The sequence below is a fragment of the Streptomyces luteoverticillatus genome, from assembly GCF_003970715.1.
Taxonomy (GTDB): Bacteria; Actinomycetota; Actinomycetes; order Streptomycetales; family Streptomycetaceae; genus Streptomyces; species Streptomyces abikoensis.
Genome location: NZ_CP034587.1, coordinates 4,134,058 through 4,147,650, shown reverse-complemented (window position 1 = coordinate 4,147,650; position 13,593 = coordinate 4,134,058). Strand labels below are relative to the sequence as shown.

Annotated in this window: 14 protein-coding genes; 10 read left to right on the top strand and 4 right to left on the bottom strand. The window is 73.5% G+C overall.

The genetic code is table 11. The features are described from left to right. Positions 1–20 precede the first annotated feature (20 nt). Positions 21–311, top strand: coding sequence for a DUF1416 domain-containing protein (locus EKH77_RS18375; RefSeq protein ID WP_126915428.1), 291 nt, complete (start codon positions 21–23; stop codon positions 309–311). Positions 312–427: 116 nt separating this feature from the next. Further along, the gene (locus EKH77_RS18370; RefSeq protein ID WP_126915427.1) at positions 428–712 is read left to right on the top strand and encodes a DUF3099 domain-containing protein; all 285 of its coding nucleotides are present in this window, start codon (positions 428–430) and stop codon (positions 710–712) included. A 32-nt stretch (positions 713–744) separates the two neighbouring features. Here the strand turns inward: EKH77_RS18370 and EKH77_RS18365 are convergent, their stop codons facing one another. Further along, positions 745–1,116, bottom strand: coding sequence for a DsrE family protein (locus tag EKH77_RS18365; protein ID WP_126915426.1), 372 nt, complete (start codon positions 1,114–1,116; stop codon positions 745–747). 271 nt (positions 1,117–1,387) lie between these two features. On the opposite strand from EKH77_RS18365, the gene EKH77_RS18360 reads away from it, so the two are divergent. From EKH77_RS18360 to EKH77_RS18335, 6 genes are all read left to right on the top strand, one after another. Further along, positions 1,388–1,987, top strand: a complete 600-nt coding sequence (locus EKH77_RS18360; RefSeq protein ID WP_126915425.1) for an FABP family protein — start codon at positions 1,388–1,390, stop codon at positions 1,985–1,987. Positions 1,988–2,302: 315 nt separating this feature from the next. Beyond that, positions 2,303–3,325, top strand: a complete 1,023-nt coding sequence (locus tag EKH77_RS18355) for a FecCD family ABC transporter permease (protein WP_240667760.1) — start codon at positions 2,303–2,305, stop codon at positions 3,323–3,325. After that, positions 3,325–4,098 carry an ABC transporter ATP-binding protein gene (locus EKH77_RS18350; RefSeq protein WP_126915423.1) on the top strand — a complete coding sequence of 258 codons (774 nt, stop codon included), beginning with the start codon at positions 3,325–3,327 and terminating at the stop codon, positions 4,096–4,098. The genes EKH77_RS18355 and EKH77_RS18350 overlap by 1 nt, the downstream gene beginning before the upstream one ends. Positions 4,099–4,105: 7 nt before the next feature. Then, positions 4,106–5,140: an ABC transporter substrate-binding protein gene (locus tag EKH77_RS18345; RefSeq protein WP_126915422.1), complete on the top strand. Its 1,035-nt coding sequence runs from the start codon at positions 4,106–4,108 to the stop codon at positions 5,138–5,140. Between the two features lie 19 nt (positions 5,141–5,159). Next, entirely contained in the window at positions 5,160–5,597 is a 438-nt protein-coding gene (locus tag EKH77_RS18340; RefSeq protein WP_126915421.1) for a Fur family transcriptional regulator, read from the top strand. Positions 5,598–5,607: 10 nt separating this feature from the next. Beyond that, positions 5,608–6,594, top strand: a complete 987-nt coding sequence (locus EKH77_RS18335; protein ID WP_126915420.1) for a YgfZ/GcvT domain-containing protein — start codon at positions 5,608–5,610, stop codon at positions 6,592–6,594. A gap of 355 nt (positions 6,595–6,949) precedes the next feature. Here EKH77_RS18335 and EKH77_RS18330 read toward each other — a convergent pair whose 3' ends face one another. Then, a complete protein-coding gene (locus EKH77_RS18330; protein ID WP_240667409.1) occupies positions 6,950–8,185 on the bottom strand; it encodes an MFS transporter in 1,236 nt (411 codons plus the stop codon). A gap of 111 nt (positions 8,186–8,296) precedes the next feature. Here EKH77_RS18330 and EKH77_RS18325 point away from each other — a divergent pair, with 111 nt between their 5' ends. After that, on the top strand, positions 8,297–8,644 hold the full coding sequence (locus tag EKH77_RS18325; protein WP_126915418.1) for an ArsR/SmtB family transcription factor: 348 nt from the start codon (positions 8,297–8,299) through the stop codon (positions 8,642–8,644). Here EKH77_RS18325 and EKH77_RS18320 read toward each other — a convergent pair. Next, a complete protein-coding gene (locus tag EKH77_RS18320) occupies positions 8,536–11,838 on the bottom strand; it encodes a BTAD domain-containing putative transcriptional regulator (RefSeq protein ID WP_206279878.1) in 3,303 nt (1,100 codons plus the stop codon). The genes EKH77_RS18325 and EKH77_RS18320 overlap by 109 nt on opposite strands. A gap of 105 nt (positions 11,839–11,943) precedes the next feature. On the opposite strand from EKH77_RS18320, the gene EKH77_RS18315 reads away from it, so the two are divergent. Continuing rightward, positions 11,944–12,813, top strand: a complete 870-nt coding sequence (locus EKH77_RS18315; protein WP_276319225.1) for an SDR family oxidoreductase — start codon at positions 11,944–11,946, stop codon at positions 12,811–12,813. A 21-nt stretch (positions 12,814–12,834) separates the two neighbouring features. Here the strand turns inward: EKH77_RS18315 and EKH77_RS18310 are convergent, their stop codons facing one another. Beyond that, complete coding sequence (locus EKH77_RS18310; protein WP_126915417.1) at positions 12,835–13,428, bottom strand: NADPH-dependent FMN reductase; 594 nt, start codon at positions 13,426–13,428, stop codon at positions 12,835–12,837. Positions 13,429–13,593 lie beyond the last annotated feature (165 nt).

Below are 13,593 nucleotides of genomic sequence, written 5' to 3'. Positions count from 1 at the left end.
CGACAGTAAGGATCGATCTCATGTGTGGAGCGAAGGCAGGCGGCCCCGACGCCTCGACCGCCAAGGCCGGTGAGACCACCATCCAGGGCTCGGTGACCCGCGACGGCGAGCCCGTCACCGGCTACGTCCGGCTCCTGGACGCGAACGGCGACTTCACCGCGGAGGTGCCCACGTCCGCGACCGGGCAGTTCCGCTTCTACGCGGCCGAGGGCACGTGGACGGTCCGCGCGCTCGTCCCGGGCGCCACGGCCGACCGCAAGGTCGTGCTCACGGAGAAGGGCGCCCTGGCGGAGGTCGCCATCGCCGTCTGAACGGGCCGTGGGTCCGTAGGACCCGCCTGAGACCCGAAGGGCCGCACCCCGGGGTTGGACGCCTTGCGGGGGTGCGGCCCTTCGCGCGCACCCGCCCGCGGTCGTACCGTGAAGGTGTGCTCGCGAGGCGTAAGCACCTCTACTTCGCCATGATGGGGACCTGCATATTCCTCTTCGTCATGGCGTGGGCCGTCGTGCGCCTGTGGTCGGTGCCGGCCGCCGTCGGGCTGTGCCTGTTCGCCATGGTCATCCCGCCGGTCGCGGCCGTCGTCGCGAACCGCCGGGGGCCCGACGACCGCTGGTGGGACGATCCGTCGGGCGACCCGAAGTCGGACGAGTGGTGGGACGAGCTGGACGGCAAGCGCCGCCAGGGCCCGCGCGACCCGTGGGGCCGCGACTAGGGACTACTAGGGACCAGTGGACTGGCAAGGGGCTAGTAGACGAGCGCCTGCGTGCCGTCCGCCATCGCCTCGCTGACGAACACCTGCGCGCCCGCGATCCGGGCGCCCTCGATCAGGTCCTTCTCCTCGATCCCACGCCGCGCCGCGCACTGCGTGCACAGCGTGATCATGCCGCCCCCGGCGAGGATCCCGTCGATGAGGTCCGGCAGCGGCGCCGCGTGCGGCAGCTCGAACTCCGCGGCGCGCCCGGGCAGCGCGAACCACGACGACTCCCCCGTCAGCCACAGCGACACCTCGACGCCGCTGGCCACGGCCACGGCAGCCACCGTGAACGCCTGCGAGCACCGCTCGGGCGCGTCCGCGCCCGCCGTCACCTTGATCACGAGCTTCTTCGCGTTCGCCATGCCCGTCACTCTAGGACGACGGGACGGACAACCTCGACAGCCAACCTCACAGCGCCGTCCCCGAGGCGGCCGACTAGACTCCTGTCCGGTCCGTACCGACATAGATCTCCACTCCGACCGAGGAGCGCGCTCGTGCTTGAAGGCTTCTTCACCACCCTGCTGGTACTGGTCGCCGTCGGCGTCATGGCCTTCGCGGGCCTGACCTGGAAGAAGCTGTACCAGGGCCAGCGCTGACCCAGTTGCCCGCATCGCCTACAGATCGCCTGAGCTCATGATCGAGATTCCGTCCGACCTTCACCCCGACCTCGTCCCCCTGGCGTTCCTCCTCGGCACGTGGGAGGGCGCGGGCGTCCACGACTTCCCCGGCGCCGAGAAGTGCAACTTCGGCCAGGAAGTCGTCTTCAGCCACGACGGCCGGGACTTCCTCGAGTACGTCTCGCGCTCCTGGGTGCTGGACGAGGCCGGCAAGCCGGTCAAGCCGCTGGAGACCGAGACCGGCTACTGGCGCATCGACAAGGACCGCAAGGTCGAGATCGTCATGATCCGCGACTCCGGTGTCGTCGAGGTCTGGTACGGCGAGCTCGCCGACCAGAAGCCGCAGATCGACATCGCCACCGACGCCGTCGCGCGGACCGCCGCCTCCGGCCCGTACTCGGGCGGCAAGCGCCTGTACGGCTACGTCAAGGGCGACCTCATGTGGGTCGGCGAGAAGGCCACCCCCGAGGTGCCGCTGCGCCCGTACATGTCGGCGCAGCTGAAGAAGGTCCCCGAGGAGCTGCAGGAGTGGGCGCGCAACCTGCCCGAGGACCTGCCGGACGGCGTCTCCTTCTTCAACCCCGACGGCACGCCGTACAAGCCCGAGGAAAAGTAACCTCTTTCGCGCCCCGCGGGGGAAGTCCGGTCGAATTCCGGCGCTGACCCGCAACGGTAGGTGTGAGGCCCCCTGAGGGGGTCTCACACGAGCCCGATCGCCCGCGGCGGCGTGGATCCCAGCACACTCGCCGTGGACTGCGAGGGGACACCACCCGTACACGCGGACGCGCCGCATCGGCACGTGTCCGCGGGCGGAGCCACGGCCCGAGGCGAAGGCGAACCGCCCGTGTCGACAGATCTCCCGGCCGTCGCGCGCCGAACGGCCGGACCGGGGCCCGGCAGGCCGCGCCCCGCACCCCGCGGGCCGCTCCCCCTGCCACCGCTCCTGGCCGCCCTCACCGCCGCCCTCCTGGTCTCGCTGCTGTGCTGCGTGGCGCTCGGCGCGTCCGGCGTCGGCTGGGGCGACACGACGCGCCATCTGTGGGCGGGGCTGAGCGGCGGGACCATCGCGCCGGACGAGGTCCCCGCGTACACGATCGTGTGGGAGCTGCGCTTCCCGCGCGCCCTGCTGGCCGCGGTCGTCGGCGCGGGGCTGTCGGCCATCGGGGTGGGCGTGCAGGCGATGGTGCGCAACGCCCTCGCCGACCCGTTCGTCCTCGGCATCTCCTCCGGCGCCGCCGTCGGCGCCAACGCGGTGCTGCTCTTCGGCGCGCTGGGCTCGCTCGGCGTGTGGGCGCTGTCAGGTGCCGCGTTCACCTCCGCGCTGGCCGCGATGGCGCTCGTCTACGCGGCGGCGCGCACCCGGCACGGGCTCACCCCGCTGCGGCTGGTGCTGACTGGCAGCGCGATGTACTACGGCTTCTCCGCGATCACCACGCTCATGGTGTTCAGCGCCGACCGGGGCGAGGCGGCGCGCTCGGCGATGATGTGGCTGCTGGGCAGCCTGGGCGGGGCCACCTGGTCGTCCGTGCCCATCGCGGCGGCCGTGGTGCTGGCCGGGACCGGGTATCTGCTGTGGTCGGCGCCGCGCCTGAACGCGCTGGCCATGGGCGACGAGACCGCCGCCACGCTGGGCGTGGACGCCGAGCGGCTGCGGCGGGTGCTGTTCGTGGTGACGGCCGCGGTCACCGGGGCCGTCGTGGCCGTCAGCGGCGCGATCGGCTTCGTGGGGCTGATGGTCCCGCACGTCACCCGCATGCTCGTCGGCGCCGACCACCGCCGGGTGCTGGCCGTGGCGCCGCTCATGGGCGCGGTGCTGCTGCTGTGGGTGGACGTCGTCTCCCGGCTGCTGCTGGCGCCGGTGGAACTGCCCGTCGGGGTGATCACCGCGCTGATCGGGGTGCCCTGCTTCGTGGTGCTGATGCGGCGGCGCGGCTATGTCTTCGGGGGTTCGTGATGCGGGTCGACATCGAGGGGCTCGCGGTCGACATCGCGGGCGCGCGGCTGGTGGAGGACATCGCGCTACGGGCGGACAGCGGGCAATTCGTGGGGCTGGTGGGGCCGAACGGCAGCGGCAAGTCCACGCTGCTGCGCTGCGTCTACCGGGCGTTGCGGCCGGCCGCCGGCCGGGTGCTGCTGGACGGCGACGACCTCCACGCGCTCACCGCCCGCGAGGGGGCGCGGCGGCTGGCGGCGCTGCCGCAGGAGTCGGGCGGCGAGTTCGACTTCACGGCCACCGAGGTCGTGGCCATGGGCCGGCTGCCGCACCAGGGGCCGGGCGGCCGGGCCACGGCGGCGGACGCCGAGGTGTGCGCGGCGGCGCTGGCCCGGGTGGGCGCCGCGCACCTGGCCGGACGGGGCTTCCTGACGCTGTCCGGGGGCGAGAAGCAGCGGGTGCTGATCGCGCGGGCGCTGGCCCAGGAGCCGAAGGTGCTCGTGCTGGACGAGCCGACGAACCACCTGGACATCGCCCAGCAGCTGGAGGTCCTGTCACTGGTGCGCGAGTCGGGGGTGACGGTCGTGGCAGCGCTGCACGACCTCAATCTCGCCGCCGGGTACTGCGACGCGCTGTATGTCGTCGCGGGCGGACGGATCGTCGCGTCCGGGCCGCCGCACTCCGTGCTGACCGCCGGGCTGCTGGCCGAGGTCTTCGGCGTACGGGCGCACCGCGTGCCGCACCCGGTCTCCGGCGCCCCGCAGCTGCTCTTCGACCGCCTCCCGCTCGCGTAAGGACACCATGCGTACTGCCCGCGTCACCCTCGCCGTCCTCCTCACCGCCATCACCCTCACGAGCTGTGGCGCCAAGGTTTCGAACGCTCCCGACGACAAACAGCCGAAGGCGGCGTCCGGCGGCCACTACCCGGTCACGATCACCAACTGCGGGGTGAAGACGACGTACGACAAGGCGCCGCAGCGCGTGGTGACCAACGACGTCGGGATAGCCGAGATCATGTTCGCGCTGGGCCTGGAGGACCACATGGCGGGCTATGTGGCACCGGACTACCGCACCAGCAGGGACGACAAGGGTGCGGCGCCCTGGAAGAGCGGCTACGACAAGGTGAAGTGGCTGTCGAAGAAGGAGATCAACAAGGAGCTCGTCCTCGACGCGAAGGCAGACCTGGTCTTCGCGGGCTGGAACTACGGCTTCGGCGAGGGCAACGGCTTCACCCCGGAGGCGCTGAAGAAGCTCGGCGTGGGCTCGTACGTCCTCACCGAGTCCTGCCACAACGGCGGCACGGGCACGTCGCGCGGGGTGATGCCGCCGCTGGAGGCGCTCTACACCGACCTGGAGACGCTGGGGAGGATCTTCGACGTGGAGGACCGGGCGCGGAAGCTCGTCGACGGCTTCAAGAAGCAGGTCGCCGACGCCCGGGCGGCGACGCCGAAGGACGGCCGGGCGCCGCGGGTGTTCCTCTACGACGACGGCAAGGACAAGCCGCTGACCGCCGGGGCCTTCGCCGGGCCGCACGACATCATCACCAAGGCGGGCGGCGACCACGTGATGAAGGACCTCGACGACTCCTGGGTGACGGTCGGCTGGGAGACGGTCGTCGAGCGGGACCCCGAGGTCATCGTGATCAACAACTACGGGAACGTCGGCGCGGCGGAGAAGAAGAAGTTCCTGATGTCCTACCCGCCGCTCGCGGGCGTCTCGGCGATCAAGAACGACCGCGTCTTCGTCCTCGACTACGTCGATCTCGTCGAGAGCCCCCGCAACCCGTCGGCCGTCGCCGCGCTCGCCGGATACCTGAAAGGGGTACGGGGTGCCTGACGCTGCCTAGACTGGGAACGTGGTGGACACCGACTGGCAGAGCGACCTCCGTAAGCGCGGCTACCGGCTGACCCCGCAGCGCCAGCTCGTCCTGGAGGCCGTGGACCGGCTCGAGCACGCGACGCCGGACGACATCCTCACCGAGGTCCGCAGGACCGCGGGCGGGGTGAACATCTCGACGGTGTACCGGACGCTGGAGCTGCTGGAGGAGCTGGGGCTGGTCAGCCATGCCCATCTCGGGCACGGGGCGCCGACGTACCATCTCGCCGACCGGCACGACCACATACACCTCGTCTGCCGGGAGTGCACCGGCGTCGTCGAGGCCGACCTGACGGTCGCGGCGGACTTCACCGCGAAGCTCCGCGAGACCTTCGGCTTCGAGACGGACATGAAGCACTTCGCGATCTTCGGCCGGTGCGCCGACTGCTCCTCGAAGGCGCCGGACCCCGAGCCGTAGGCTTGGTCCCATGCTGCGTCAATCGAAGAGCCCGCTGCTGTCGCTGCCCGGCGCCGTCCCCGCCGAGGGGCCCGACGAAGGCGTCGCCGCGCACTATGGCGACCTGTTCCGCGAGCAGCGCGCGCTCGCCGGCGGGACCGGTTTCGTGGACCTCTCGCACCGGGAGGTCGTCACCGTCACCGGCCCCGACCGGCTGAGCTGGCTGCACCTGCTCGTCACCCAGCACGTGACCGACCTCCCGGCGGGGCAGGCCACGGAGGCCCTGATCCTCTCCCCGCACGGCCACATCGAGCACGCGCTGTACCTGGTCGACGACGGGGAGACGACCTGGATCCACGCCGAGCCCGGCACGCGGGAGGCGCTCCTCGCCTACCTGGAGAGCATGAAGTTCTTCTACAAGGTCGAGGTGGCCGACCGCACCGACGACTTCGCGGTGGTCCATCTGCCGGCCGGCTCGATCGCGGAGACGCCCGAGGGCGTGGTGGCCCGCGAGACGCCCCACGGCCGGGACCTGTTCCTGCCGCGCGCCTCGCTGACGGACTTCGCCGCCGCGCACGGGCCGGCGGCGGGCGTCCTCGCCTACGAGGCCCTGCGCGTCGAGGCCCACCGCCCGCGGCTCGGCCTGGAGACCGACCACCGGACGATCCCCCACGAGCTGGGCCTCATCGGCGTGGCCGTCCACCTCCAGAAGGGCTGCTACCGCGGCCAGGAGACGGTCGCCCGCGTCCACAACCTGGGGAAGCCGCCGCGTCGGCTGGTCTTCCTCCACCTCGACGGCAGCGAGGTCCACCTGCCGCCCCACGGCGCCCCCGTCCGCCTCGCCGCCGACGGCCCCGACGGCCGCCGGCTCGGCTTCGTCACGACCTCGGCCCGCCACTACGAGCAGGGCCCGATCGCCCTGGCCCTGGTGAAGCGGAACGTTCCGCTGGACGCGGCCTTGATTGTCGGGGAGGGCGCGGGGACGGCGGCGGCGCAGGAGGTCGTGGTCGAGCCGTAGCGCCGTGCGGCTGGGCTTGGCGGGGGGTGAGCCCCGGTCCCGCCCTTTCACCGTTTCCTGGGGGCAGGCCCCCAGCCCCCCGCCCCGGGCTCGGCGGCCACGAGGCCGGGGTGCGACCTGCGGTCGCAGGCCCGGCGGGCAAAGGGCCTGAGCGGCACGCCACTGTCCCGGGGCGAAGCCCTCGGGCCGGCCTGCGGGGACCTGGGGCGAAGCCCCGGGAGAGGGTGACGGGCCCCGGCACCGGCCGTGGACCCCGGGCGGAGCCTCGGGGTCGGGGGCGAAGCCCCGTGTCCACCGCGCACGTGCGGGGGCCGGGGCGGCAGCCCCGGGAAACGGGAAGGGGCGGGGCTGGGGACTAACCCCTCGCGGGACCGAGCCGCGCCGCCACCCCGCCCCCCACCGCCCCCAATACACCGAGCACCACCGCGAACGTCGTCGCCCCACCCGTCAGGCCGATGCCGTCGCTCAGGTAGCCCGCCGCGACGGGGAGGGCGCCGGCCGGGACGTAACCGCCGACGTTCAGCGCGGCGTTGGCCTCGGCGAGGCGGGTGCCGGGGACGGTGGAGTTCAGCAGGGAGAGCCCGCCGAGCTGGCCCATGCCCTGCCCCGCGCCGGCGAGGACCGCCGCAGCGGCCAGGAGGACGACGGACGACGTCCACACGGCGGCCATCAGAGCCACCATCCCCGCCACGACACTCACCGCACCACCCACCAGAATCCCCCGCACCCGCAGCCCCTTCACCGCGAACTGCACCCCCGTGGCGGCGAGGAACATCACGAACGCCATCGCCCCCGCGACCACCCGGCTGGTCGTGCCCAGCAGCCCGGACAGCAGCGACGGCCCGAGCGAGAGCACGAAGGACGTCGACGTGATGCCGGGCGCGAACACCGCGATCCCGAGGAACAACTGACGCCCGCTCCCCCGCGGCACCTTGGGCAGCCGGATCCAGGCGCCCGCACCCACACCCCCGCCCCCGCCCGCGCCCGACGGCCGGGGCACCGGCATGCGCAGCACGGTCACGAACGCGAGGGCGAGCAGCGCGATCTCGACCAGGAAGACGGTCGCGGTCGGACCGGGCAGCGTCTCGGAGAGCACGCCGGCCAGCAGCGGCCCCAGGCCCGCGCCGAGCACCATCGCGCAGGAGGCCAGCAGCGCGCCGAGCCGCTTGCGTTCGGGGCCGGCCACGTCCGTCACCGCCGCCATGCCCGCGGAGACCACCGCCCCGACCGCGACCCCCGTGAACAGCCGGGCCGCCATCAGCGCGGCCACCGACGTGGCCGTGGCGAAGATCCCGCAGGCCAGCACCGCCAGCCCCAGCGCCGGGAGCAGCACCGGCTTGCGGCCCACCCGGTCGGAGACCACGCCCGACACCAGCAACGAGCCGATGAGGCCCACGATGTAGCAGGCGAAGACGACGGTCATCGTGCCCTTGGAGAAGCCGATGTCGCGTTGCCACAGCGCGTACAGCGGTGTCGCCGCGTTGGACAGGACGAAAACCGCTGTGACAGGCCAGGCCGCCAGCCAGATCCACCGGGCCGGAACGGCAACCGCCGCCGTCGCCTCCAACGGCGCGGGTCGAGTGATGGTCACAGGGGTCCCCCTTGGCACGCTCCAGTACGAGTCGAGTCGAACTTAGCATGCAGTACGATCAAACTCGTACAAGGAATTCGCACAGCGAGACGGCGCCACCAGGGAGCGGTCATGACAGTCCTGCCCACCCCCGACGACCTGCCCGAGCCCCTCCCGGAGCCCGCGGTCGACGAGATCCGCCTGGAGGCGGTCATGGGCGCGCTCAGCGACCCCCTCCGCATGGGGATCGTCCGCAAACTCCTCCTGGAGTCCGAGCGGTTCGACCACCCGTGCGGCTGGTTCGGCCTGGACCGCCCCAAGTCCTCGCTCACCCATCACTTCAAGGTCCTGCGCGAGGCGGGCGTCACCCGTCAGCGGCAGTACGGGCTCGAGCGCCGCAGCCACGTCCGCGTCGACGACCTCAACACCCGCTTCCCCGGCCTCCTCGACCTGGTCGCCGCCTGGACGCCCGCGTCCTGAGCGGCCCCCACGTTCTGAGCGGCGCCCACGCCCTGAGCAGCGCCCACGACGAAAGCCGGGGCGTCGGCCCCCCTCCCCACCCCCGCCCCCAGCACCGCCAGCCCCAGTCGCGTGCCCCGGGCGAAGGACACCGTGAAGGCCTCCTCGCCCAGGGCCGCCCGGGCGCCCGCCGTGACGCGGTCGACATCGCCGCGTTCGGCCGGCGGCAGGGGGGCGCCCGCCGAGGCGCGGGCGCCCGCGGCGGCGCCCAGGAGGAGCGCGGCCAGCCCGGGGTCGCCGCCGAGCGCGGCGGCGCCGGAGAGGCCCTCCAGGGGCAGGGCCATCGCGCGCGGGTCGCCGATCAGCCGGGCGATCTCGAGCGCCTCGCGGTGCAGCAGCCACGCCGCCACCGCGTCGCCGCGCAGCTCGGCGACGAAGCCCAGTTCGTCGAGGACCAGCGGATTGCCCGGCTCCGCCGCCACCGCGTCGTACCAGTCGCGGATCTTCAGCAGAATCGTTTCCGCAGTGGCGAGGTCCCCGTCCCGCCGGGCCGAGAGCGCCTGGCCCAGCTCGGCGTGGATCTCGCCGAACTTGAAGCCCTGGGCCACGGCCGTCCGCCGCGCCCGTTCGTGGAGCTCCCGGGCCGCGCCCCGGGCGCCGGTCAGCAGGGCGATCCGGCCGAGGTGGGAGAGGAGGAAGGAGACCTCGGTGGCCAGGTCCAGGTCCTCGGCGATGACCAGGGCGTCGTTCAGCAGCCGTTCGGCCCGCGCGTAGTCCCCGCCGATCTCGGCCAGGGTCGCGAGCGGCGCCACGCTCTGGAGCTGGCCCCACCGGTCGCCCAGCTCCCGGAAGAGGGCCGCGCTGGCCTCGCCGTCGCGCCGGACGGCGGCCAGCTCGCCGCGGATCATCGCGTGGGTGGCGCGCAGGGCGAGGGCGGCGGCGACGCCCCAGCGGTCGCCGTGCTCCCGGAAGCCCACGAGCGCCAGCTCCGTCTGCTTCTCGCTGGCGGCGAGATCACCGGTGTTGAACAGGGCGTACGCCAGGAACCAGCGGGCCCTGGCCCGGACGCCCGGCCCGTCCAGCCCCTCGTACGCCGGCGGTTCGGCCCGGTGGCCCGAGAGCAGCGCGAAACCGCTGTGCACGGCCCGGATCTCGCCCGACTCGCCGGTCGACAGGGCCGCCTCCGCCCAGCGGCGCGCCTCGCCCAGCCGGCCGCGCAGCAGCCAGTACCAGGCCAGGGAGCCCACCAGCCGGCGGGCTTCGTCCGCCGCGCCCTCCCGGACGGCCGTGTCGAGGGCGGCGCGCATGTTGCCGCTCTCGGCGTCCAGCCGGTGCAGCCACTCGCGCTGTTCGGCGCCGTGGAGATACGGACGGGCGCGCTCGGCGAGGTCGGCGTAGTAGCGCAGGTGCCGCCGGCGCACACACGTCTCGTCCGCCACCTCGCGCAGCCGCTCGGTGGCGTAGGCGGCGACGGACTCCAGCAGCCGGTAGCGGGGGCCCCGCTCGCAGTCGGTCACCAGGACCAGGGACCGGTCGACGAGCCGGGCCAGCAGGCCCAGTACGTCCTCGCGCGCGACGCCCTCGCCCGCGCAGACGGCCTCCGCCGCCGCCAGTGTGCAGCCGTCGGTGTGCGCGGCCAGCCGGCGCAGCACGGTCCGTTCGGGGACGGTCAGCAGCCCCCAGCTCCAGTCGATGACGGCCCGCAGCGTCTGCTGCCTGCGCGGCGCGCCGCGCCGACGGCCCGTCAGGAGGCGGAAGCGGTCGTCCAGCCGGGAGGCGAGCTCGCGGACGCCCAGCGCCCGGACGCGGGTGGCGGCGAGTTCCAGGGCGAGCGGGAGCCCGTCCAGGCGGCGGCAGATGACGTCGACGGCGTCCCTGCTGCGGTCGTCCAGGACGAAGCCGGGCGCGGCGGCGGCCGCGCGGACGGTGAACAGCCGTACCGCGTCGGCCTGCGGCAGCGGTTCGACGGAGCGCACCGTCTCGGCGGGCAGGCCCAGCGGCTCCTGGCTGGTGGCCAGGACGCGCAGGCCGGGCGCGGCCCGCAGCAGCCGGTCGGTGAGCTCGGCGGCGGCCTCGACGACCTGCTCGCAGTTGTCGAGGATCAGCAGGGCCCGCCGGTCGCGCAGCCGCTGGCCGAGGCGTTCGACGGCCGACAGCGGCGCGGGCGCGCCGTGCGGGGCCCCGTCGTCGCGTACGCCCATGGCTCCGGCGATCACCTCGGCCAGGGAGTCGGCGTCGCCGTGCTGCCCGGCCAGTTCCGCCAGCCACACCTCGTCGAAGCGGCCGCCCGCGAGCCGGCCCGCCGCCTCCACCGCGAGGACGGTCTTGCCGACGCCGCCCGGCCCGGTGAGCGTCACCAGCCGTCCGGTGCGCAGGAGGGCGGTCACCTCGGCCGTGGCGTCCTCGCGGCCGATGAGTTCGGTGAGGGGGGCGGGCAGGTTGGTGCGTACGGCCGTCGCATCGGGGAGGGCGGCGGCGCGGGCCGTGAGTTCCGGGGCTTGGGTGAGGATCGCCTGGTGGAGGGCGGTGAGTTCCGGTACCGGGTCCAGGCCCAGCTCGCGGGCGAGCCGTTCGCGCAGCCCGGCGTAGGAGGCGAGGGCCTCGCTCTGCCGCCCGGCCCGGTACAGGGCGCGCATCTGGACCGCGCGCAGCCGTTCGCGCAGCGGGTGCCGGGCGACGAGCGCGGTGAGCTCGCCGGCGAGGCGGCCGTGTTCGTCCAGTTCGAGCCGGGCCTCGGCCTGTTCCTCCAGCGCGGTCAGCCGGAGTTCCTCCAGGCGCAGGGCGGCGGCGCGGACGTACGCGGCGTCGGCGAAGTCGGCGTAGGCGGGGCCGCGCCACAGGCCCAGCGCCTCGGTGAGCAGCGCGGCGCGCTCGCGGGGCCCGGTGACGGCCCGGGCGCGGGCGACGAGGGCCTGGAAGCGGTCGGCGTCGGTGTCGCCGGTGTCCAGGCGGAGCCGGTAGCCGGGCGGGGTGTGGACGACGCGGTCGCGGCCGACGGTCCGGCGCAGCTGGGAGACCTTGGCCTGGAGGGCGTTGGCGGGGTTGCCGGGGGGCGTGCCGCCCCACAGGTCGTCGACGAGCCGGTCGGTGGGGACCGGCCGGCCTTCGTGCACCAGGAGGTCCGTCAGCAGCGCGCGGACCTTCGCCTCGCGCACCCTGACCGCATCCCCCGCGTCGTCCCACACCGTCAGTGGACCGAGCACCCCGAACCGCATGCCGTCGACCGTAGCTCAGCGGACCGCTCCGGGCCGGGCTGACATGACCGTGGACCGTCAGCTCTTCCGCAGCGGGTCGTCAGTGGGACGCGAAAGAGTACGGTCATGGCGATTTCCATCGAAACCACGGACATGTTCACCGACGAGCCTCGTCACGGCGGTAAGTACGGCCGTAAGCACGACGGTGAGCACGACGGCCGGAACAGCGGTCGGTACGAGGGCAAGAAGGCCGTCATCACCGGCGGAACCATGGGCGTGGGGCTGGCCATCGCCAGACGCCTCGTCGCGGGCGGGGCGGAGGTGTTATTGACCGGCTTGAGAGACGCGCACCTGCTCCGGGCCCAGGAGGAACTGGGCGCCCTCGCCCATGTCGTCCGCTCCGACACCACCAGCCTCGACGACATCGCCGCGCTGGGCGCGACGGCCGAGGAGGTCCTCGGCCATGTCGACTACCTCTTCGTCAACGCCGGGGTCGCGGAGCTCGGCCCGGTCGCGGAGGTCACCGAGGAGTCCTACGACCGGCAGTTCGGGGTCAACGCCAAGGGGGCGTTCTTCACGGTGCAGCGGATGATCCCGCTGCTGCGCGAGGGCGGGGCGATCGTGTTCACCACGAGCGTCGCGGACTCCATGGGGGCGCCCGGTATGGGCGTCTACGCGGGCTCGAAGGCCGCCGTGTGGGCGTTCGCCCAGGTGCTGGCCGCCGAGCTGGTCGGGCAGGGCATCCGGGTCAACGCCGTGAGCCCCGGCTTCATCGACACGCCCACCATGGGCGTGGCCGCCATGTCCGACGAGGAGCGGCTGCACTTCAGGGAGCTGGGCGACGTCAGCACGCCGATGGGTCGGCACGGTTCGGCCGACGAGGTGGCGCGGGCCGCGCTGTTCCTGGCCGCCGAGGCGACGTTCACCACCGGCGTGAAGCTGCCGGTGGACGGCGGGCTGGCGCAGAGCGTCGTCGCCATGCTCCCGGCCGGGTAGGGCCGGCCGGGGCGCAGGGGCTCACGCGCCGTACGGGCGGGTGGCGCGGGCCTCGCGCAGGGAGACGGCCCACCAGGAGAGCTGGTCCAGCATCACCTTGGCGGCACCGGCGGCCAACTGGCCCGCCTCCTCGTCCACGTGGCGGCCCGAGGCGTCCAGCTTGCCCCAGGGGCTGTGGAAGCTGACGGTCTCGCGGATGGTGACGGCGTGCAGTTCGGCGAAGACCGGGCGCAGGTGCTCGACCGCGCGCAGGCCGCCGGAGAGACCGCCGTAGGAGACGAAGGCGACCGGCTTGGCCTGCCACTGGGTGTAGTGCCAGTCGATGAGGTTCTTCAGGGGCGCCGGGTAGCTGTGGTTGTACTCGGGCGTGATGACGACGAAGGCGTCGGCCGCCGCCAGCCGAGGAGTCACGGCGGCCAGCACGGCGGCGTCCTCGGCACTGGGGTTCTTGGACAGGCTGACGGGAAGCGGGTGTTCGGCGAGATCGATGACGTCGACGTCGATGTCGTCGCGCCGTGCGGTCTGGTCGGCGAGCCACTCGGCGACCGTGGGGCCGAACCGGCCCTCACGGGTGGAAGCGACGACGACGGCGAGGCGGTAGGGGGTCTCGGACATGACGGGTCCTCTTCTCAGCGATTTCTCGGCGATTTCTCGGCGTTTCCGGCGGGCTGCCCGGGCGCTGGAAGAAGCCTCTTACCTCAACCATGCTTGAGGTCAAGCGTGGATTTCCGGGCGCCCGCACGGCGGGAACGGGCGGCTCGGAAAACGGGCGGGCGGCGG